Here is a 22576-nt window from a genome sequence, read left to right as displayed (position 1 = left end):
AGATCGTTATCGGTTGTTCTATGGGTTCAGGTGTCGAGTCCGAGCTGGGCGAGCACCTCACGGCGCAGCGCCACCAGTTTCGGATCGTCGCGATGGCGGGGATACGGCGCGTCGTTACGCACTTCGGCGACCACGCGTGCGGGCCGTTCGCTGAAAACGATCACGCGCCGCGCGAGCAGGAGTGCCTCTTCGACGTCGTGCGTCACCAGCAGCACGGAAAAGCGGGCGTCCTGCCAAAGCCGCGCCAGTTCACCCTGCATACGGATACGCGTCAGCGAGTCGAGTTTGCCGAACGGCTCGTCCAGCACCAGCAGCGCCGGATCGTTGACGAGCGCGCGAGCCAGCGCCACCCGCTGCGCCATGCCGCCCGACAATTGATGCGGAAACGCTTCGGCGAACTCAGTAAGACCGACCAGTTCCAGCGCCGCGTCGATCCGCTTCCGCACCTGATCGTCCTGTGGCCCGTGACGCCGGGCGAAGCCTTTGCGCTGCGCCTGTGGACCGACACCCACGTTGCCGCGCACCGTACGCCACGGGTACAAGGTCGGGTCCTGGAACACCACCACGCGTGATGGATCCGGGCCCGTGATCTCGGCACCGTCCGCCTGCACGCTGCCTTGCGTCGGCGCGTCGAGTCCCGCCACGAGACGCAGCAAGGTGGATTTTCCACAGCCACTCGGACCCAGCAGCGCGACGAACTCGCCCGGCTCGACCGCGAAGCTGACGTCCTGCAGCACCGGCAACGCGGCGCCGCGCAGCGAGAATTGATGACTGACATGACGCACGTCGATGCGCGCGCCGTCACGAACCGGCGCAACGGCTGCGGCCTGATTCAGACCTTCCGGTACGGCTACCATTTGAGCAATCCTTTTTGCCACGCCAGCATACGGTCACGCAGACGGAACAGCAGCGTGATCAGCCCCGAGCACATCAACGCCATGACGAGCAGCGCGGCATACATATTCGAATAGGCCGCCCAGCCCTGCGCCCATTGCAGGTACCAGCCGAGTCCCGCTTTCACGCCCATCATTTCCGCGACGATCAGGACCGAGAACGATGCGCCAAGCCCCATGAACAGGCCGACAAACACTGACGGCAGCGCCGCCGGGATCGCAACACGCAGGATCAGAAAAGCCGGTCGCGCGCCGAGCGTGCGGGCGATGTCGTAATAGGCTGAGTTGACGCCGGCCACACCGGACCAGGTCAGTACCGCAACCGGAAAGGCGGTCGCCAGCGCGATCAGGAACACACTGGCGCTAAAACTCGACGGAAAGAAGAAGAACGCCAGCGGCAACCAGGCGGTAGCCGGTAGCGGTCCGATCAGGCGCAACACTGGATGGACCCAGTAGCTGACCGCCTGCGACCAGCCAATGCTCACCCCCGTCACGAAACCGGCAGCCGCGCCCAGCACGTAGCCGTAAGCCAGTAGTCCAAACGAATGCACGACGCTCGAACCGAGCCGCGGGTAGTCTTCGGCATAGACGCCAATCAGCGCTTGCGGCGGCGCGAAGAAGGGCCGCGGCAGCCACTCGAGTTGCGCCGTGACGGCCTCCCAGACGCTCACGCCGAGCGCCAGCGCGAGCAGCCACGGCATGGCCGCGAGCCACGCGCGGGTACGTGTGGGCGCCGGTGTGAACGTCCTCGCATGGATGGACGGGTTGCGCCACCCGGCAACAGCCGTCGCGACAGCGAACGCCGCCAGCACCAGCTTCAGCGCGATGAATTCTTTCGTGTACGGCCAGTCGTCCGCACTCGGCCACCATTCGGTCAGCGCGGCGCTGCCGAGCCACGCCAGCGCCGCGAGGCCGGCAATCCAGATGCCGCGTGAGAGCCCACGCCGTGCCACGACACCAGGCTCTGCGCCGATAGCCGAAGCGCGCGTCGCGATCGATTCGAACTGAGTGGACATGACGGTTCCAACCTCCTGTCTTGTTGAGCTAACGTGATCGCGTGCCCGGGACTCGCCTCAGGCGACGTCCGCCCTGTCGCGCTGCCACACGCTCTGTGCGTAGACCGATTCGTCGAAATCAGCGGCGATGTCGCCATGAATGCGTGCTTCATGCGCGTCCAGATCGGCGAGAAACAGATCGCGGCTGATTCGCTGCACCACGGCGGGAATGTCGCGCTTCATGCTCGGCACGTCGCCGACCGGCAATCCGAAACTGACAAAGGCCGCCGGGTTATAGACATGGATATTCTTCAGATAAGGCGCTTCGCCCTCGACCTTCTCCAGGTATTCCAGCGCGGCGCCGAGATAGGGATGCGCGCCAAGCGCATCGTCGCTTTCGCTGGCGGTGGGCACATACTGATCGCGCCACAAGCGGACCTGCCCCGCGATCTGCGCCAATTCCGGCCGCAGCGCGAGATCGATGGCGTAACCCGTGCCGGCAATGACGAAATCAAATGCCAGCGACTCCCCCGCCACCTCGGTCTCGACGCGCCCGTCACTGACCTCGGCGTGCGACCACTGCGTGCCGGGATGCAGATGAAAGTTCTGAAAGCGTGTGACGCGCTCCACGGCATCGAGCGGCGGCGTCGAACCCGAGCGGCGGAAGCGCCGCGCCTGCGACCAGCGAATCGCGTCAGGCAAATGGAAATAGTTGTCGTACGCTCCGGGATAGGCGCGCGCACGGGTCACCGGCACCGATGCAATCCGCTCACGCCGCGCGAACAGATGAACCTGCCCTGCGCCGGCTTCGAGCGCCGTTGCTGCCGCATCGAATGCGGACGCCGCGCCGCCAATCACCGCCACGGATTTGCCGCGCAACGCGGCGAAATCGATCGCCTCAGAGGTGTGGGCAAGCAGTGTCGGAGGAAGATTCTTCAGCACAGCGGGAATGTTTGGAGCGCCATTGCCGGCTACCCCGTTGCCGAGAACGATCTTCCGTGCAGTCTCCACAACGCTTCGGACGGCGTCGCCGTCACGGATTTCCAGATGCAAACGAAAATGCGCATCCGCGGGTTCGATTCTTGTGAGGCGCGTGCCGTAGCGAATCGGAATCTCGAGAAAATGCCGGTACCACGCGAGATATTCCGCCCAGCGTGTACGCGGAATCCGGTCGATCTCCGCGTACGACGCCGCGCCAAAACGCGCTTCATACCACGCCTGAAAGCTCAGCCCAGGCAAGCCCGCTTCTGGGCCGGTCAAAGACTTCGGCGTACGTAACTTGTTCATGCGAGCGCGATTCAACCAGACGCCCGCGTGGCCCTCATCTGCTGCAGCGTCGATTACGCTGATCTGACCGATGCCGGCGCGTTTCAGCGCGAAGGCGAACGCCGCTCCGGTTTGTCCGCCGCCGACAATCACTACGTTATGGTCGATGCCATCGCGTGGCGGAACCCAGTTATCAGGTGCTGGGCCAATCAGCCGAAGCGTATCGAGCGCAAGCTGATCGGTGTGCGTGGATTGCGTCATGGTGTCGGGTTCGGCGAGAAAGTTGAACAGCAGACGGATACGTTGAAATCGAATCGCGCGGCCATTGGACAATCAAGTATCGCGGCGCCGCAGGCTTACCCAAACCAACAAATTTCGCTTTGCTTATTTGTATTTTCAAGGCGATTTCTCTACCCGCGTGCTTTTTCCCGCAGTGTGGTTCGAACCCCTGCAGATTTTCTTATCAGCAATGATTGGTTGGATTCGAGCGCATGCGAATCTAACGTGTAGTGCCAGCTATTTGCCCCACCTGAGCATTGGCGCCCCACTCCCTTCATCCGACTGGTATTGCCGCATGCGCTATTTTCGTCTGCTGAAATCTTTCGTCGCAGTGGCGGCGCTGTCGCTCGCCGCGGTTCACGCGCACGCCGACAAGCCGGCTGTGATTCGCATCGGCATCGCGCAACAAGGTAATGGCGATCCGCCTACCTTTGGCGGTTCGCCGGCCGCAACCGTGCAACTACAGCAGTCACTCGAAAAAGAATTCGCCGCCGACGGCATCAAGGTCGAATGGCTGTTCTTCAAAGGCGCCGGCCCCGCAGTGAATGAAGCGATCGCGAACCAGTCGCTCGACTTCGCCTATCAGGGCGATCTGCCCTCCGTGCTCGGCCGCGCCAACGGCCTGAAGACGCACCTGCTGCTCGCCTCGGGCGTCCGCGTCGGCGTCAAGATCGCTGTGCCAGCAGATTCGGACATTCACTCGATCAAGGACCTCAAAGGCCGGCGCGTGTCGATCTTTCGCGGCACCAATCTGCAACTCGTCGCGGACAATGCGCTCGCCGCCAATCAACTCGACGAGCGGGATCTTCGCGTGATCAATCTCGATTCCGCGAGTTCGCTTGCCGCGCTGGCGTCCAAAGGGATCGATGCATCGGTCAACGACTACCATTTGTACAAGCTACGCGACCAGGGTCTTGCGAGAATCGTCTACGAGTCGCAGAACGATGGACCGCAGTTCACACGTCAGGCGCATCTGCTGGTGCTCGACGATTTCGACCGCGCGCATCCGGATATCGTGCAACGCGTGGTCAACGTAGTCGTCAAAGGCGCGCAATGGTCGTCCGATGAAGCGAACCGCGATGCGCTCTTCAAGCTGTGGGCCAGAAGCGGTGTGCCCTATTCCTCATGGCAGGCCGAATTCGCCAATCAAAGTCTGAAGGACCGCAATTCGCCGCTGATCGACCCGTTCATCATTGCGCGTTATAAAGCCGTCGCGGCGGATGCGCTGAAACTCAAACTGATCCGTCAGCCGGTCGAAGTCGACAACTGGTTCGAGACCAAGTATCTCGACAACGCGCTGCGCGCCCAGAAACTCGACCACTACTGGACGCGCTACGACGCCGCCGGCAAACCGCTCAGCTAAAACGGGAGCGATCACGATGAGCGAAACCGCACTCCAGGTCGACCGCGAACGGCTCGGCCACGCCGCCGCAGCACCTCGCGCGCCGCTCTATCGCAACGCGCAATTGCGCGCCCTGGCGTGGCGCCTTGCACCTTGGGTACTGCCCGCCCTCCTGTTCGCCTTGTGGACGGTGGGCTGCGAGCGCGGCTGGATCGCGCCGCAGATCCTGCCGCCGCCGGAGCGCGTCTTCGACACCTTCGTCGAGCTCGCGAAAAGCGGCGACCTCGCCAGCAATACGCTGATCAGTCTGCAACGCGTGCTGTTCGGCTTCGCTGCCGGCACCCTGCTCGGTTTTGTGCTCGGCGCGGCGCTCGGTTTGTCGCGCAGCTTCGAAGCCTACGTATTGCCGAGCTTCAACGCGCTCGTGCAGATTCCGGTGCTCGGCTGGCTGCCGTTTCTCCTGCTGCTCGTCGGTGTCGGCGAGCCGCTCAAATACATCCTGATCGCGCATGCCGCGCTCGTTCCCGTGACCTTGAGCACGCTGCAAGGATTCCGCCAGACACCCGCCTCGCTCGATGAAGTTGCACGCGTATTCGAATACAGCGGCTGGCAACGCATCGTCTATCTCGTGCTCCCCGCTGCCGTACCGACACTCGCCACCGGCGTACGGCTCGCCTTCACCAAGGCCTGGCTCGCGCTGGTAGTGGTCGAACTCGTGGCCTCTTCCGAAGGGCTCGGCTATCTGATCGTCTACGGGCGGCAGTTGTTTCAGCTCGACCTGGTGATGGCCTCGGTGGTCGTGGTCGGCGCGATCGGCTACGCGATGAACCGTTCGCTCGACGCGCTCGAAGCACGTTTGCGGCGCGGTCAACCGTCGGCGTTTCGCGAGTGATGGCGCGACCCGCCGCCACGCGCCGCTTATGAGGTATCTACGATGAGTCTTGCCATGTTCAGACGCACCGCCGTAGCGAAGCAGCCGGACACTGAGTCTTGCGACTGCGCTAACGTGCCCGCCTCGTTCCAGCGCGCGGCACGGCCGCGCCGGCCACTGCTTATGCGCGTCGACTGGCGCGGCGCGGTCTTGCCGATCGCCGCCATTGCGATCTGGTGGGCCGTCTCGGAAGCACACCTGATCAAAAGCGGCCTGCTGGTCAGCCCCGCGCAGGTGCTGGCCACCGCCTGGCAGCAGATCGTCAGCGGTGCGCTGGTCAAAGCTCTCTCTGCGTCGCTCGCACGCGAAGCGAGCGGCTTCGTGATCGGCACGTTGGGCGGCCTGTTGCTCGGCAGCGTGCTCGGCTTCTCGCGGCTCGCCACACGCATGATCGGCCCGAGCTTCGACACGTTCAAACAGATTTCGCTGTTCGCATGGATTCCGCTGATTTCCGTCTGGTTCGGTCTCGGCGATGCGGCGAAAGTCGTGTTCCTCTCGCTCGCGGCGTTGCTGCCGGTCGCCGCGCACACCTGTGACGGCATTCATGCGGTGCCGCGCGCCTATATCGAAGTCGCGCGCGCGTTTCGTTATTCGCGCTGGCAATTGATCCGCGCGGTCATTCTGCCCGCCGCGCTGCCGTCGATTTTCACCGGCATCTATCTCGCCCTGATCTATTCGTGGCTCGCCACGCTCGGTGCGGAATATCTGCTGGTGGCGGGCAGCGGGATCGGCAATACGCTGATCGACGGCAGCGAGCAATTCCGCATGGATCTGGTGCTGTTCGGTGTGATCGTGGTCGGGGTGACGGGTTGGGCATTGAATGCGTTGGCGCGCGCCGTGGAACGGGCGATCTTTGCGCGGCGTTCGCAGGTGCCCGCACGGTAAGCACGCCACCGTCGAGATTCGCCGAGGACACACCGGCCTCCCATAGAAAGAACGCGCGCTGAATTTGCGCCGAACCCAATTCAAGGTCCGCTCATGACTGCTTCCACGCTTGCCGAAAGCATCGACATTCTCCACGTCAGCAAGCGCTACGCGAAGCAAGACGGCACACCGCTCGCGGTGCTCGACGACATCAGCCTGCGGGTGCGTCCGGGCGAATTCGTCAGCGTGCTCGGATCGAGCGGTTGCGGCAAGTCGACCTTGCTGCGTCTGATCGCGGGCCTGGATACCGATTACACCGGCGATATCGTCGTTGCGGGAGAAAAGGTGCGCGATACGTCGCTGGAACGCGGCATCGTGTTTCAGGATCACCGCCTGTTTCCATGGCTTACGGCGTCGCAAAACATTCTCGCCGCGTTGCGTAACGCGCCGCTGTCGGTGCGTGAAAAACGCGACGCGGTCGCGCAGCACATCGAACTGGTCGGCCTGAACGGCTTCGAGAATGCGTATCCGCATCAGTTGTCGGGGGGGATGGCGCAACGCGTGGCGATCGCGCGCGGCCTCGTGAACCGCCCGCGCGTGCTGTTGCTGGACGAACCGTTCGGCGCGCTCGATGCGCTCACGCGCGGCCGTTTGCAGAACGAGTTGCAACGCATCTGGGAACGCGAACGCATCACGATGATCCTCGTCACGCACGACGTCGACGAAGCCCTCTACCTCGGCGATCGGGTCGTCACGATGGCGCCACGGCCGGGCCGCATCAAACGGATCGTCGATGTCGCGTTGCCGCGTCCACGCGAGCGTCACGATCCCCGCTTCGTTCGTCTGCGCGACGAGGTGCTGGCCGACTTCGCGGAGCACGACGGTGAGCGCCGCGCATCTCAGGATAACGAACCACCACACGGCGGCACACGCATTCCGGTGGCGAATCCGTCGATCACCGAATGGCGGCTCGCGTGGTGACATGCGCCGCATTCCCGATACACACATCAACCCCTGACGGAGCGAACGATGAGCGGTGAGAATCAGCAGAAGCGGCAGATCAAACTGGGCGCTTTCCTGATGGAGACAGGCCACCATATCGCCGCATGGCGGCATCCGGATGCGCACGCGAGCGGCGGGCTCGACTTCGCCCACTATGCGGAACTTGCGCAGATCGCGGAACGCGCCAAATTCGACGCGGTGTTTTTCGCCGACAGCGTCAGCGTACGCGATACGAATCTGCCCGCGCTATCGCGCACCGCGCGCGCCGATCATTTCGAACCGTTGACGCTGCTGTCGGCGCTGTCGGTCGTGACGAAACACGTCGGCCTGATCGCGACCGTCTCCACGACATTCAACGAACCGTACAACCTCGCGCGCAAATTCGCCTCGCTCGATCATTTGAGCGGTGGACGCTCGGGTTGGAATCTCGTCACGTCGAGCACCGAGTCCGAAGCGCTCAATTTCAGTTTCGAACGTCATCCGGAGCATGCGGTCCGCTATGAACGCGCGCGCGAATTCTACGACGTGGTCGCAGGGCTGTGGGATAGCTGGGAAGACGACGCGTTTATCCGCGACAAGGCAAGCGGTGTCTATTTCGACCCGGACAAGCTGCACGTGCTCGGCCACACCGGCAAGCACTTCAAGGTGCGCGGACCGCTGAACGTCGCGCGTTCGCCGCAGGGCTGGCCGGTCGTCGTGCAGGCCGGCGCGTCGGAGGCGGGGCGTGAGCTCGCGGCGCAAACCGCGGAGGTGATCTTCGTCGCGCATCAAACGCTCGACGAAGCGCAGTCGTTCTATCGCGACGTCAAGGGGCGCCTCGCGAAGTACGGTCGCGCGCCGGATCATCTGAAGATCATGCCGGGCATCTTTCCGATCATCGGCCGCACACAGGAAGAGGCCGACGCGAAATTCGCCGCGCTGCAGGACCTGATTCATCCGACCGTCGGTCTGTCGCTGCTATCGAACATGTCGGGCGGCGTGGACCTGTCCCAGTACCCCGTCGACGGCCCGCTGCCCGAACTGCCGGAAACCAACGGCGGCAAGAGCCGCCAACGCCTGCTGTTCGATCTCGCGCGGCGCGAAAACCTGACGATCCGCGATCTGTACCTGCGCATTGCCGGCGCGCGCGGCCATCAACAGGTGGTCGGCACGCCGCAAAGCATCGCGGACCAGTTGCAGCAGTGGTTCGAAGAAGAAGGCGCCGATGGCTTCAACATCATGTCGCCGTGGTTGCCGGGTGGGTTGACCGAGTTCGCCGAGCTGGTGGTGCCCGAACTGCAACGGCGCGGACTCTTTCGCACCGAATACGAGGGGCGCACGCTGCGTGAGAATCTCGGCCTGCCGCGCCCCGAAAACCGCTATACCGCCGTGGAAAAACAGGTACCCGCGGTGGCGGGCTATTGACACAGTTCTCTTCGCGAGGAGCCTCACATGAGCGCAGCCGCATTGCAGGAAGGTCAGTCGATTCAGGTTACCCCGCTTTCCGCGCATATCGGCGCTGAAATTCACGGCGTCGATCTCACGCAGAAACTGGATGCGCGCCAGATTGCGGAGATTCGTGCGGCGCTTCTGAAGTGGCGCGTCGTGTTCTTTCGCGAGCAGTTCCTGACGCACGAGCAACACGTCGCGTTCTCGGCGCAGTTCGGCGAGCTGACCTTGGGGCATCCGGTCTTCGGCCACGTCGAAGGTCACCCGGAGGTCTACTCGATCTCGAAGTACCGCAAGGCCACGCGCTTCGAAGGGCAAACGCTGCAACGCCCCTGGACCGGCTGGCATACGGACGTGACCGCTGCGGTCAATCCCCCGTGGGCCTCGATCCTGCGCGGCATGACGATTCCGCCCTACGGCGGCGATACGCAGTGGACCAGCCTGGTGGCCGCCTATCAGAAGCTCTCCGCGCCGTTGCGTGCGTTTGTCGACGGACTGCGGGGGCTGCATCGTTTCACGCCGCCTGCCGGCGCGACCGGCACCGAAGCGTTTGCCAAAGCCGTCGAACAACGCATTCTCGTCACCGAACATCCGCTCGTGAGAGTGCATCCGGAAACCGGCGAGCGGGCGCTCTATGTGAGCCCGAGCTTCCTGAAGTCGATCGTCGGCGTGACGCCACGCGAGAGCCAGGTGCTGCTCGAACTGCTCTGGGAACATGTGACGCGACCGGAGTTCACGGTGCGCTTCAAATGGGAGGCCGGCAGCGTCGCCTTCTGGGACAACCGCGCGACGGCTCACCTCGCCCCCACCGATATTTTCGATCTCGACTTCGACCGGCAGTTGTATCGCACCACGCTTGTCGGCGATGTGCCTGTCGGCCCGGACGGCGCACCCTCGGTGGCGATCGAAGGCTCGCCGGTGAGCGCCGCCGCGGCAGTCGCGTTGAACTGAGTACGACGCCCTAATCCTCTTTCCGACCGGGTCCCCCGGATCTACCGATGACTCTGCAGGTTTCATCCGTTGTGGCCGCCGAAAACACGGTGGCCACAACGCGCGCCTATCCACCGGCGCACATCATTACCTCCGACGACGAGGCAATCGGCATCGCACAGAACCTTGCCAACCGCTTCGCTGTCGATGCAGCGCGCCGCGATCGGGAACGCACGTTGCCGATAGAAGAGCTGAATGCCGGTTCGCAAGCAGGGCTTTGGGCGATGACCGTGCCCAAGGCCTACGGCGGCGCTCAAGTCTCCTATGTCACAGTCGGGCGCGTGTTCGCCATTCTTGCCGCAGCCGATCCGTCGATCGCGCAAATCCAGCAGAACCACAACAGCGCCGTGTTCTGGCTCTGGAAAACCGGCAGCGACCAACAACGCGCCCATTTTCTCGGTGCGATTCTTCGCGGCGCGCGCTTCGGCAACGCCAACGTCGAAGCGGGTCCTCTGCCGGTTCCCGGCCCGCGGATGAGCATTACACCGGAGCGCGATGGCTATCGCCTGTCCGGCCGCAAGCTCTACGCAACCGGCGCATTGTTTGCCGACTACGTCTCGACGATCGGTCAGGATGAACAAGGCCGCCGCATCGTGGCGATCGTGCCTGCCGGACATCCGGGCATGAGCATCGCCGACGACTGGGAAAGTTTCGGTCAGAAGACCACCGCAAGCGGAACGGTCACCTTCAATAACGTATGGGTGTCGGCGCTCAACGTCCTGCCGATCTACCGGAGCTACGAAGAATGGCCGCAGAACGCCATCACGCAGATCAGCCATGTCGGCATCGATGCGGGCATCGCACGCGCTGCAATCGACGCGACGATCGCGTTTATCCGGCAGCGCGCGTCAACCCCTTCCACCCCGCCAACCGGACCGATTCATTCCGATCCGTACGTCATCCACCAGTTGGGCGAACTGAAGACCCGGCTGCACGCGGCCGAGGCGATGATGGAGCGCGCCGGACGCGAGATCGACTCAAGCCTTGTCGACCCTCATCCCGATTCGCTGGCGAAGGCATCGATCGCGGTTGCGGAAGCCAAGGCATTGACCACGGAAATCGCGATCGAGGCCGGCAACAAGCTGTTCGAACTGGCGGGTACGCGCTCGTCGCATCCGTCATTCAATCTCGACCGGCATTGGCGCAATGCACGCGTTCATACCTTGCATGATCCGGTGCGCTGGAAATACGCCGCCGTCGGCGATTTCTATCTCAACGACGTCAGGCCACCCAATGGCGGACAGACCTGAACTCGCCGTAGCCGGTAATACAAAAACCATTGCTAAGCATGGCGAAGCAGAATCCGCGTTACGGCACACGTTAATCACGCTATAGCACGCAGATCGCAGCATCGTTTTTCAGCTCGAATAAATAGCAGAATTAGTTGTTTTGCATTGCCAACTCTCGCGTGATTTACTGCAGACACTTAAGTCCTCGCGCCGCGCGCACCCGTTGTCGACTGACCCGCGCGCAGCGATTTTCCAGGCCGCTTCGTCGAACCCACGCCCTTTCAACCCGGTCGGCACGGATACGCACTGTGACTAATTCAACTCTGAGCGCGCCCTCGCCCGCATCGTTCGCCTCGACACCCTCCGCCGGCACGACGCGTAACGCATCCCCTTTCGTTCCGGTCCGTTCGCCCGCCACCTTCGCGGATAGTCCGGTATCGCGCGCCCTGGAGGAGCCGCTGCTGCTCGGATTGTTCCTGCCGATTCAGGCGGGTGGCTGGAGCGCTTCGACACTTGCACGCACCACCGACTGGTCATTCGACTACAACCTGGCACTGGTGCAAAAAGCCGAAGCGTTCGGTTTCGACCTCGTCTTCGCGCTGTCGCAGTGGTTGCCGAAGGGCGGCTACGGCGGCGTATTCAACGGCGAGGCGCTCGATTCGCTCATGTCGCTCGCCGCGATGACCGCGCGCACCGAACGCATCATTCTGGTGGCGACCAGCCATGTGCTCTACGGTCCATGGCATCCGCTGCATTTCGCGAAATTCACCGCCACGCTCGATCACATTTCGAAGGGTCGCTGGGGAATCAACGTCGTCACGGGGCATCGCGCTATCGAGCATGAAATGTTCGGCTGGCACCGTATCGAACATGACCGGCGCTATGAACTCGCCGCCGAGTTTCTCGACGCCGTTCAGCAACTCTGGGCGCAACCGGAGAACTTCAGCTTTGCGCCCGAGCTTTCCTCGTGGAAGCTGGACAAAGCCTTTGTCACGCCAAAACCGCGTTATGGGCGCCCGTTACTCGTAAATGCGACCGGTTCCGACGCCGGCATCGATTTCGCCGCCCGTTACTCGGACATTGTGTTCATCACGAGCCCCGCCGGCTCCGAGATCGAAGGGGCGCTGGCCGCGTTGCCGGCTCACACAGCACGCGTGAAGGCCGCGGCGGCAAAGCACGGCCGCAAGATCCGCACGCTGATCAACCCGATGGTGATCTGCCGCGAAACAGAGGCGGAAGCACGCGCGTATCGCGACGCGATCGTCGCGCACGGCGACGAAGGCAGCTTCCACCGCTTCGATAGCGACGCCCACGCATGGCGCGGCAACGCGGAACAGCGCAATCAGGCAGCCTCGCGCGCCGTGGGCGGCAACATCTCGATCGTCGGCTCGCCGCAGCAGATCGCCGATTACATCGTGCGCTTGCACGAGGCCGGCGTCGACGGCGTGCAATTGAGCTTCTTCGATTTTCAACCCGACCTTGATTTCTTCGGCGAGCGCGTGCTGCCGCTATTGCGCGAAGCCGGCTTGCGGTACTGATGGCACACAAAACACATAGGTGATCGTATGAGCCGACTTTGGTACACGCGCTGCCCCGCCCCCACGCCCTTCGGCATCACTGTGCAAAAAGGCTGGCTGGAAGAAGAATTCGCTACCGACGGAATCGATGTCAAGGCGCTGCAGGATGCCGACGACGTGCAGATCCGCCGCTCGCATTTCACGCACACACAGCCGTGGTCGTTCCGTCAGGGCGGCAATATTCCCGCGCTTTGGGCGCGTGCCCAGGGCGGCGACACCCGCTTGATCGGCGTGAGCTGGGTGGATGAATTCCAGGCGCTGATCACGCTGGACCGGCACCTCGACACGAGCCCCGAATCGCTGGCCGGACGCCGCTTCGGGTTTCCGCTCAACACGCGAGCGAGCGTGGTCGACTTTCATCGCGCGACCGCGTTGCGCGGTTTTTCCTCCTTGCTCGGTGTGCTGGGCGTGCAGCTCGAAGACATCGATCTGGTGGATCTGCCGCACACCCCACGCAGTCTTGAAGACGCCAAACCCGCCGCCGATGCGCCGCTCGCCGAGTGGCTCGACGCACAACGCTCGCACGAATTCACGCGGGAGGCCGAGGCGCTGCTGCGCGGCGAAGCCGACGTGGTGTTCGTCAAAGGCGCCACGGGCCTCGATATAACGAACCTGCTCAACGCAAGAATTCTCGTCGACATCAGCGCCCAGCCCAACCGGGCGTTGCACGCGAATAACGGCACACCACGCCCACTGACCGTGGATGCGCAACTGTTACGCGAGCGCCCCGACCTGGTCGAGCGTGTACTGGCACGCACGCTGGATACGGGCGACTGGGCCAGCCATCACGCGACCGAGGTGGCGCAGTATGTGGCGCGCGAAACGCGCGGCGCCGAGCATTGGGTTGAGCGGGCGTACCCGGGTGGCCTGCATCGGCAACTCGCGATCGGCCTCGATCCCCACGCGCTTGCCGCCCTCGCCGACTTCAAACGTTTTCTGTTCACGTGGGGTTTCATTCCAACGGACTTCGATTTCGACGCGTGGGTGGACCCCGCGCCCCTTCACGCAGCGCTCGCGCGACGGCATGCATTGACGTCTTCGGTCTGAGCCAGTTTTGCGCCCGTTTTGCGCCCCCCTCCTTTTCTCGCTCAACCTAACGATGGCACATGTCACATCGCAGGCGGCGCCATGCCGCAGCGGCAAACCCCTGTTCAACCGCGCACTTGGATGGGCGCTCACGCTCGTCTTCGCGCTGTCGGCCCCGCTTACACAAGCGCAAACCCGGGGCGGCACGCTCAACTTCATCGTCACACCCGAGCCGACCGCCCTCGTGGATCTGGCCACCACCGCGACCAACGTGCTGAAGGTCAGCCCCAAGGTTGTGGAAGGCTTGCTCGAGTACGACTTCAAGTTCCAGCCCAGGCCGTCGCTCGCCACGTCGTGGGAAGTCAGCGACGATAGCCGAAAATACGTTTTCCACCTGCGCCACGGCGTGAAATGGCACGACGGCAAGCCCTTCACTTCCGCTGACGTCGCCTATTCGATCCAGACGCTCAGGCAGGTCCGCCCGCGTGCGAAGACCACTTTCGCCAACGTTACCGACGTCGCGACGCCGGACCCGTACACCGTCGTCATTACGCTGTCGAAACCGGCGCCGTATCTGATCAAGGCGTTTTCCTCGTCGGAAACGCCAATCGTGCCGAAGCACGTCTACGACGGCACCGACGTATTGACCAATCCCGCCAATAACGCGCCGATCGGCACCGGGCCATTTCGTTTCGTCAAATGGGTACGTGGGAGCTATATCGAATACGTGCGTAACGACGACTACTGGGACACAGGCAAGCCGTGGCTCGACCGCATTGTGGTCAAGGTGATCAACGACCCGGCCGCGCGCACCGTCGCATTCGAAGACGGCTCGGTGGATCTGAGCGGCGATTCGCCGGTTCCGCTGTCCGATCTCGAACGCCTGAAAGGCAACCCGAAGCTCGGCCTGGAGACACGCGGCTACGAATTTCAGGCGGGCGTGGCGCGCATCGAGTTCAACCTCGACAACCCGGTACTGAAGAATCTTAAGGTACGCCAGGCAATCGCCTCGGCGCTGGATCGCGAAGTCATCCGCAAGGTGATTTACTACGGTTATGCGACGCCGCTCGCAAGCCCGATCATTCCGTCGAGTCCCTACTACGATCCCGCGCCTACGCCCTATCCGTTCAACGTGGAGCACGCCAACGCCTTGCTCGACGAAGCCGGCTATCCGCGCAAGGCCGACGGCACACGGTTCGCCCTCACGGTCGATCCATTACCGATCGGCGACCTGCCCGCCCGCACCGCCGCTTACGTCAAATCGGCATTGGCGCGCGTGGGCATTGCCGTCACCGTGCGCAGCCAGGACCTGCCCGCGTACCTGAAGCGTATCTATACCGACCGCGATTTCGATTTCAGCATCAACGGGATGAGCAATCTGTTCGATCCGGTGGTCGGCGTGGCCCGTCTATACACCACCAGCAACTTCCGGCGCGGCGTGCCCTTTACCAATGGCTCGCACTACAGCAATCCGGAGATCGATCAGTTGTTCGCGCAGGTCGCCGAAGAAACCGATGAAGCAAGGCGCAAGCAACTGTTCTCGCAGATTCAACGCATTCTCGAACGTGATCTGCCGGACATCAACCTCGTGTCGCCTCAGTACCTGACCGTCTATTCGCGCGCGGTGCATAACCACACAACTTCGCCTGACGGTGTTTCGGCCAGTTTCGCCGACGTCTGGCTGCAACGCTAAACCTCTTTCGACTCACATTCTCACGGAATCCGACTCATATGGAATACAGACAACTCGGCCGCAGCGGTATCAAAGTCTCGACCCTGACGCTCGGCACGATGATGTTCGGCGGCCCGACCGACGAAGCAAGCTCGGCTAGCATCATCGATCAGGCTCACGAGCAAGGAGTCAATTCGATCGATACCGCGGACGTCTACGGTAAAGGCGAATCCGAGCGCGTGGTCGGCCGCAGCATCGCCGCGCAGCGCGAGCGCTGGGTGCTCGCCACCAAGTTCGCCAATCCGCTGGACAGCGGCGATATCAACTCGCGGGGCGCATCGCGCAAACATATCGTGCGGGCGGTCGACGCCAGCCTGAAACGCCTGAATACCGATTACATCGACCTGCTCTACATTCATCGCGAGGATCACGAGACGCCGGTCGAGGAAACAGTGCGTGCGCTCAACGAGCTGATCCAGGCAGGCAAACTGCGCTACTACGGTCTATCGAACCATCGCGCGTGGAGGATTGCCGAGTTCAGCCATACCGCGCAGGCGCTCGGACTCGATGGACCAGTGGCCAGCCAGCCGCTCTACAACATCGCCAATCGGCAGGCCGAATCCGAGCAGTTGACGGCCGCGCATCGCTACGGGCTCGGCGTGATTTCGTATAGTCCGCTGGCGCGCGGTGTGCTGACCGGCAAGTACGAGCCGGGCGCGACGCCCGCGTCCGACACGCGCGCGGGCCGCAGCGACCGGCGCCTGCAGCAGACCGAATGGCGTCCCGAATCGCTCGAACTCGCGCGGCGTGTACGCGAGCACGCCGAAGCGCGAGGGCTTTCCGCGGGGCAATTCGCGCTCGCCTGGGTGCTCAATAGCCGCTACGTCAGCTCGACAATCGCCGGCCCTCGTACTGAAGCGCAATGGCAGGACTATCTGCCCGCGCTACGCTATCGGCTGACCTCGGAAGACGAAGCGTTCGTCGACTCGCTCGTCACGAGCGGTCATCCGTCAACGCCGGGTTTCAACGATCCGGGGCATCCGTTCTTTGGGCGGATTGCGCGGCACGGGGCATCCGCGGACGCGCTAGCCGCCGTTCAGCAGGGATAGCCCATGACCTTCGACCGTCGTCAGTTCCTGCAGACCTCGCTGGCCTTTCTTTCCGCCGGCACAGCAGCCGCCTGGCCTGCCCTCGCTAATGCGGCCGCAGCCACCGCTACAGCAGCAGCCGGCCAGAGCGCCACACCGTCGCAAGGCGGCACGCTCACCTATGCGGTGCCCCAGGAGCCGCCGTCGCTGGTGTCCCTGCTCGACACCAACACGGTGATCCGCAACATCAGCGCCAAAATCACCGAGGGACTGCTGCGCTATGACGCGCAGTTCAGGCCGCAACCGCTACTGGCGATCGCATGGAGCACCAGCGCCGACGGTCTTCAGTACACCTTCAAACTGCGGCCGGGCGTGAAATGGCACGACGGCGAAAGCTTCACCTCGGCCGACGTGCGCTACTCGATCCTCACGCAAAAGCGCCTCGGACCGCGCGGACGCATCACACTCGCCAATGTCGAGCGGGTCGATACACCTGATCCGTTGACGGCCGTTGTGGTGCTGGGCAAGCCCACGCCGTATCTGATCAAGGCACTGTCGTCGGCGGAATTGCCGATCGTGCCGCAACACCGCTACGGTGACGGCGATCCGCTAACAAGCCCGAATCTCAACGCGCCGATCGGCACCGGTCCCTTTGTCTTCGATAAATGGGTGCGCGGCAGTTACGTGAGCCTGCGCAAGAACCCGAACTACTGGCGCGCGGGCGCTCCGCACCTCGACCGGGTGATCTATCGGATCGTGCCGGATCAGGGCGCCATTTCGGCCGCGCTCGAAACAGGTGAAGTCGACGCCGCAACCGGCGTGGGGTTGGCCGACCTCGGCCGGCTCGCGAAACTGCCACAACTGAGAATCGACGACAGCTACGACGCGTACCTGAATAACGCGGCTTTCCTCGAATTCAACGTGGAAAATCCGATACTCGCGAAGCCTGAAGTACGTCAGGCCATCGCGCACGCGATCGACCGCAATTTCATCAAGGACAACGTCTTCTACAAGCGCTCGAGCGTGGTCGACTCGCCGGTGCCGGCCGTGCTGGCGAATTACTACGACGACAGCACGTTCCACTATCCCTTCGACCTGAGCACCGCGAACCGCCTGCTCGACGAAGCGGGCTATACGAAACAGGCCGACGGGCAACGCTTCGCGCTCAAGATCAACTACATCAGCGGCACCGATTTCCGACGCACTGCCGAGTATTTGCGCGCCGCGCTATCGCGTGTGGGCATCAAGGCAACCATTCTCGACGGCGACATGCCGGCCTACTTGCGCCGGGCTTATACGGCGCGTGAGTTCGATCTGAACCTGAATGGGCTGGGCCGTCTTTACGACCCGACCGTCGGCGTGCAACGCATCTACTGGTCGGACGGCGTCAAGCATCCGCTCATCTGGATCAACGCATCGCACTATCAGAATCCGCAGGTCGATGATCTGTTTCGCCAGGCCGCCATCGAAACCGACGACACACGCCGGGCGGCCGCGTTCCGGCAGATCCAGCAGATCGTCGGCCGCGATCTGCCGGTGCTGCCGCTCGTCACGGTCCCGGCGGTGCAGGTTTATCACGCAAGGGTTCACAACCTGACCAACAGCATCGATCTCATCGCCGGCGATTTGTCCGACACGTGGATCGAACCCAAAACCTGACACGTCGAAACGAGACCCGCCCATTATGACCGCCCATCAACTGGATGATCCGAAGTCCGCCGTTCTCAACGCACTGACTTTCGCCAGCGCAATAGAGCAGGCACAAGCATTGGCCGATGGCCGCGTGTCGGCCGTCGACCTGCTGGAACACAGCCTCGCGCGCATCGCCCGCTTCGACGGCGAGCTGAATGCCGTGATCGCGCACGACCACGACGCGGCGCGCGCCGCGGCCCGCGAGGCCGATGCCGCGTTGGCGCGCGGCGAACGGCGCCCATTGCTGGGCGTGCCGGTCACGGTGAAAGAATCGTTCGACGTGGCGGGGCTCGTCACTAGCGTCGGCAACCCTGCTTTCGCGGCGAATCGCGCCGAACGCGATTCGCTCGCGGTGGCCGCGCTGCGTGAAGCCGGTGCGGTGATTATCGGCAAGACCAACGTGCCGATCAGCCTGACGGACCTGCAAAGCTACAACCCGGTCTACGGCGTGACGCGCAATCCATGGGATCTGGCGCGCACGCCTGGCGGTTCGTCGGGCGGCTCTTCGGCGGCGCTTGCGGCGGGCTATGTCGCGCTGGAGCTCGGCTCCGATATCGGCGGGTCGATTCGCATTCCCGCGCACTTTACCGGCGTCTACGGTCACAAGCCCAGTTACGGCCTCATCTCGCTCAAGGGCGCCGGCGCGCCGCCGGGACGCTTTTCCGCCCGCGATCTGAGCGTGGCCGGTCCGTTGGCGCGCAGTGCGGGCGATCTGGAACTCGCGCTGGATCTGCTGCTCAATCGCGATCCGCTGACCGCCAAAGCGTGGCGCGTGAGCTTGCCGCCCGCACGCCATGCCCAACTCGCCGATTTTCGCGTGCTGGTCATCGACACATGGCCCGGCACCGAACGCAGCCTGTCGGAACGCCTGGTCACTGAGCGTGTGGTCGAGCGTTTGCGCACCCAGGGCGCCCAGGTGAGCCGCCCCGCCGATCTGCCCGCCGGTCTGCTGCCCGATCTGGCACGCGCGCACCCGTTGTACCGGACACTGCTCGGTTCGTCGCTCGCCGAGCCGCCTGCTCCAAGCGAAATAGCCCGCCAACGACTCACCGAACTCGCTGCGGACGACGACAGCGCCGACGCCGCCTGGCTGCGCGCGCCCACACTTGCGCACCGCGACTGGCTCAAAGCCGACGAACGACGTCATGCGTTGCGGCATCAATGGGAACGGCTTTTCGAATCGTTCGACGTGGTCGTGACGCCGGTCGCCCCGGTGCCCGCGTTTCGCCACAACCACGACGAACCGAAAGACGCCCGAACCTATCCGGTGGCCTACGAAGACGGCGTGCGCCAGGTGCGCTTCCTCGACTTCTTCTATTGGGCAGGCCTGCCCGTGCTGCCCGGATTGCCGGCCACCAGTTTCCCGCTCGGCCTCGACGACGAGGGCTTGCCGGTCAGCGCGCAAGCGGTAGGACCGTGGCTCGAAGACCGTACGCCGATTGCCTTCGCGCGCCTGCTGGAAGAAGCCTACGGCGGCTTTCTCGTGCCGCCCGGTTATGAAGCGGGCGCGGCCCGATAAGCACACCGTCTCCTTACTTCTCACCCGCTCATCCACTCATCATGTCCCGATCCCTTGCAGCAGTACCTTCACTGCTCAGGCGGCGCCTCACCGGCGCCGTTCTGCTGGCCGCCACGCTCGCCACCTTCACCACCTATGCCGCGTATGCCTCGGATATCGGCGGCACCGCGCAGGAGTTACGGGTCGGTTTCGTGCCCGGCCCCTACGCGGATGAATTCAAAGCGGGCGTCGAACCGCAATTGCGCAAGAAAGGCTACACGATCAAATACGTCGAGTTCAGTACCGGGCTCGAAGCAAATCAGGCGGTGTATCGCGGCGAAATCGCAGCCGACGTGATGCAGCATGAGGTCTATCTGAAGTCGTATAACGATCGCAACGGCACCGATCTGGTCGGCGTGGTGCAGGTTCCGACACCGCCAATGGGACTCTATTCGAACAAACATCATTCGCTTGCGGACGTGAAGCCCGGCGCGCGCGTTGCAGTGCCGAACGATCCTGTCAATCTGGAACGCGCGCTGAAGATTCTCCAGCGTATTGGCTGGATCAGGATCAAGCCGAACCCGAATCCTGTCGACGTGACCGAACGCGATGTGATCGCCAATCCGGCCGGCATCAAGATCGTCCCGCTCGAATCGGCACAGGCGCCGCGCGCGCTCGACGACGTCGATTACGCCGCGATTCAGGGCAATTTCGCGATCTTCAGCGGCCACAAACTGACCGATGCGTTGGCGCTCGAGGACATGACGCCACCGTATATCAACCAGGTGGTCGTCAAGGCAAGCAACCGCGCTGCGCGCTCGACCCAGGACATCGTGCAGGCGTATCAGTCGGTGGATTTCCAGCGTGCGATTCGCGGCAATCGCTTCTATGACGGCTTTCGCCTGCCGGCGTACTTCGGCAATGAGTGAGGCCGTTTGAGAAAAAGCGAGGGCGGCGCATTCTCCACCATTCGCCGCCCTGCCCGGTACCCTCTGAACCGCCTTGTGCGGCCTTGCATGGACGTCTATGGACTACGCCGCCTGCGCGTCGAAGGTCTTGCCGGGAATCGCGTCGAGCAGCGTGCGCGTATACGGATGCTGCGGCGCACGCCAGATGTCCCGATGATGCCCGCTTTCGACAATCCGTCCCGCCTGCATCACATGCACGCGATCGGCGATATAACGCACCACCGAGAGGTCGTGCGAGATGAACAGATACGCAAGCCCCAGATCACGCTTCAGGTCGACCAGCAGATTGAGAATCTGCGCCTGAATCGACACGTCGAGTGCGGACACCGGCTCATCGCAGATCAGCAGATCCGGTTCCAGCACCAGCGCCCGCGCGATGCCGATGCGTTGCCGCTGTCCCCCGGAGAACTCGTGTGGAAAACGGCCGAGCGCGGAGCTCGGCAGCCCTACCCGGTCGAGCATGGTGGCGATCCGTGCGCGGCGCTGTTGCGCGTTGCCAATCCCGTTCACCACCAGCACCGTATCGAGAATCTCCGCCACGGTACGGCGCGGATTGAGCGACGCATACGGGTCCTGGAACACCATCTGCACGTGACGGCGCAGCGGCCGCAATTCGCGCTCGCCCAGCGGCACGAGATCGGTCCCGCGCAAACGGATTTCGCCCTCCGCTGTCGGCACGAGCCGCAAGATCGCCTTGGAGAGCGTCGACTTCCCGCAGCCGGATTCGCCGACAAGGCCGACCGTCTCGCCCCGGGCAATCTGCAGCGAAACACCGTCGACGGCACGCAGCGTGGTTTTGCCATGCCGTTGCGGGTAGTCGATCCGCACGTCCTGTAGCGCAAGCAACGGCGCTTCGCTGTCCGCAGCAATACCTTGTGTGGGATCGGCATCCGCAACGAAACGCCCGGTACGCACCGAACGCGGAACCACCGCGAAACCCGGTTTGCCATCTTCGCCGATGCCGTGGCGAATCTCGGGCAGCTTCCAGCCGCGATAATGCAGATCGTCCGCAAGATTCAGCGAGGCGCCGAGCAGGCCACGTGTGTACGCATGCTGCGGTTGCGTGAAGAGCCGCGCAACCGGCGCTTCCTCCACCTTCTCACCCGCGAGCATGACCGCGACACGATCCGCGTGACGGGCGACGATACCGAGGTCGTGTGTGATCAGCAGCAAGGACATCGACAACTCGCGGCGCAATCCGTCGAGCAGATCGAGAATGCGCGCCTGAATCGTGACGTCGAGCGCGGTGGTCGGCTCATCGGCGATCAGGAGACGCGGACGGCAGGCCACCGCCATCGCGATCATCACGCGCTGCCGCTGACCACCGGACAGCTCGTGAGGAAAATCGAACACGCGCCGCTGCGGTTCCGGAATTCGCACCAGTTCCAGCAGTTCAACGGCACGCTTCCATGCCGCCGCTTTGGACAGACGCTCATGCTGCCGCAAGGTCTCGACGATCTGCGCGCCAATCGACAGCACGGGATTGAGCGACGTCATCGGCTCCTGGAAAATCATCGAAATCTGTTTGCCGCGAATGTCCCGAATCTCGCGCGCCGGCAGATCGAGCAATTCACGGCCGTCGAAGCGCAGGCTCCCTGTCACGCGTCCCGGCGTGGGCACGAGGCGCATCAACGAAAGCGCCGTCGCCGATTTGCCGCAACCCGATTCACCGACCAGCGCGAGCGTCTCGCCTTGCGCGATATCGAAACTCAGGCCACGCACCGCTTCGTGCGCGCCGAAACTGACGCGCAAGTCGCGTACTTCAAGCAGGTTTGCCACAGTGCATCCTTTGTACGTTGTCGGCCGCTCTTGAGCCGCTCTTGAGCTGCGCTTGAG

18 protein-coding genes are annotated in these 22576 nt (G+C 63.4%); 14 read left to right on the top strand and 4 right to left on the bottom strand.

Annotation, left to right across the window (positions count from 1 at the left end; all coding sequences use genetic code 11):
• Window positions 1-26 precede the first annotated feature (26 nt).
• The 3 genes from PQR67_RS16525 to PQR67_RS16515 are packed head-to-tail and all read right to left on the bottom strand — an operon-like array spanning window position 27 to window position 3415.
• Window positions 27-857 (bottom strand): ABC transporter ATP-binding protein, encoded by an 831-nt coding sequence (locus PQR67_RS16525; RefSeq protein WP_408461095.1) that lies wholly within the window; start codon window positions 855-857, stop codon window positions 27-29.
• Complete coding sequence (locus tag PQR67_RS16520; RefSeq protein WP_408461092.1) at window positions 851-1909, bottom strand: ABC transporter permease; 1059 nt, start codon at window positions 1907-1909, stop codon at window positions 851-853. The genes PQR67_RS16525 and PQR67_RS16520 overlap by 7 nt, the downstream gene beginning before the upstream one ends.
• A 57-nt stretch (window positions 1910-1966) precedes the next feature.
• Complete coding sequence (locus PQR67_RS16515) at window positions 1967-3415, bottom strand: SidA/IucD/PvdA family monooxygenase (RefSeq protein ID WP_408461293.1); 1449 nt, start codon at window positions 3413-3415, stop codon at window positions 1967-1969.
• 313 nt (window positions 3416-3728) lie between these two features.
• Here PQR67_RS16515 and PQR67_RS16510 point away from each other — a divergent pair, with 313 nt between their 5' ends.
• From PQR67_RS16510 to PQR67_RS16445, 14 genes are all read left to right on the top strand, one after another.
• Window positions 3729-4796, top strand: a complete 1068-nt coding sequence (locus tag PQR67_RS16510) for an ABC transporter substrate-binding protein (protein WP_408461090.1) — start codon at window positions 3729-3731, stop codon at window positions 4794-4796.
• A 16-nt stretch (window positions 4797-4812) separates the two neighbouring features.
• Window positions 4813-5667, top strand: a complete 855-nt coding sequence (locus PQR67_RS16505; protein ID WP_408461087.1) for an ABC transporter permease — start codon at window positions 4813-4815, stop codon at window positions 5665-5667.
• A 162-nt stretch (window positions 5668-5829) separates the two neighbouring features.
• Window positions 5830-6591 carry an ABC transporter permease gene (locus tag PQR67_RS16500; RefSeq protein ID WP_408461290.1) on the top strand — a complete coding sequence of 254 codons (762 nt, stop codon included), beginning with the start codon at window positions 5830-5832 and terminating at the stop codon, window positions 6589-6591.
• 93 nt (window positions 6592-6684) lie between these two features.
• Window positions 6685-7551, top strand: coding sequence for an ABC transporter ATP-binding protein (locus PQR67_RS16495; RefSeq protein ID WP_408461085.1), 867 nt, complete (start codon window positions 6685-6687; stop codon window positions 7549-7551).
• A 48-nt stretch (window positions 7552-7599) separates the two neighbouring features.
• Window positions 7600-8976 (top strand): LLM class flavin-dependent oxidoreductase, encoded by a 1377-nt coding sequence (locus PQR67_RS16490; protein WP_408461082.1) that lies wholly within the window; start codon window positions 7600-7602, stop codon window positions 8974-8976.
• Window positions 8977-9003: 27 nt separating this feature from the next.
• Window positions 9004-9951, top strand: coding sequence for a TauD/TfdA dioxygenase family protein (locus PQR67_RS16485; RefSeq protein ID WP_408461079.1), 948 nt, complete (start codon window positions 9004-9006; stop codon window positions 9949-9951).
• A gap of 47 nt (window positions 9952-9998) precedes the next feature.
• Window positions 9999-11240, top strand: a complete 1242-nt coding sequence (locus PQR67_RS16480) for an SfnB family sulfur acquisition oxidoreductase (protein ID WP_408461076.1) — start codon at window positions 9999-10001, stop codon at window positions 11238-11240.
• A gap of 302 nt (window positions 11241-11542) precedes the next feature.
• The gene (locus PQR67_RS16475) at window positions 11543-12757 is read left to right on the top strand and encodes an LLM class flavin-dependent oxidoreductase (protein WP_408461288.1); all 1215 of its coding nucleotides are present in this window, start codon (window positions 11543-11545) and stop codon (window positions 12755-12757) included.
• Between the two features lie 27 nt (window positions 12758-12784).
• The gene (locus PQR67_RS16470) at window positions 12785-13843 is read left to right on the top strand and encodes an ABC transporter substrate-binding protein (RefSeq protein WP_408461073.1); all 1059 of its coding nucleotides are present in this window, start codon (window positions 12785-12787) and stop codon (window positions 13841-13843) included.
• 52 nt (window positions 13844-13895) lie between these two features.
• Window positions 13896-15515, top strand: a complete 1620-nt coding sequence (locus tag PQR67_RS16465; protein WP_408461071.1) for an ABC transporter substrate-binding protein — start codon at window positions 13896-13898, stop codon at window positions 15513-15515.
• Window positions 15516-15553: 38 nt separating this feature from the next.
• The gene (locus PQR67_RS16460) at window positions 15554-16603 is read left to right on the top strand and encodes an aldo/keto reductase (protein WP_408461068.1); all 1050 of its coding nucleotides are present in this window, start codon (window positions 15554-15556) and stop codon (window positions 16601-16603) included.
• 3 nt (window positions 16604-16606) lie between these two features.
• Window positions 16607-18241: an ABC transporter substrate-binding protein gene (locus PQR67_RS16455; protein ID WP_408461066.1), complete on the top strand. Its 1635-nt coding sequence runs from the start codon at window positions 16607-16609 to the stop codon at window positions 18239-18241.
• 25 nt (window positions 18242-18266) lie between these two features.
• On the top strand, window positions 18267-19793 hold the full coding sequence (locus PQR67_RS16450; protein WP_408461063.1) for an amidase: 1527 nt from the start codon (window positions 18267-18269) through the stop codon (window positions 19791-19793).
• A gap of 41 nt (window positions 19794-19834) precedes the next feature.
• Window positions 19835-20701 carry a MetQ/NlpA family ABC transporter substrate-binding protein gene (locus PQR67_RS16445; protein WP_408461060.1) on the top strand — a complete coding sequence of 289 codons (867 nt, stop codon included), beginning with the start codon at window positions 19835-19837 and terminating at the stop codon, window positions 20699-20701.
• A 102-nt stretch (window positions 20702-20803) separates the two neighbouring features.
• On the opposite strand, the gene PQR67_RS16440 is transcribed toward PQR67_RS16445, so the two are convergent.
• Window positions 20804-22519, bottom strand: a complete 1716-nt coding sequence (locus tag PQR67_RS16440; RefSeq protein ID WP_408461057.1) for an ABC transporter ATP-binding protein — start codon at window positions 22517-22519, stop codon at window positions 20804-20806.
• Window positions 22520-22576 lie beyond the last annotated feature (57 nt).

It is taken from the genome of Paraburkholderia fungorum (assembly GCF_046026025.1).
Lineage (GTDB): Bacteria > Pseudomonadota > Gammaproteobacteria > Burkholderiales > Burkholderiaceae > Paraburkholderia > Paraburkholderia fungorum_E.
The sequence above is the reverse complement of the archived record's forward strand: the minus strand, read 5'-3'. Positions and strand labels throughout refer to the sequence as shown.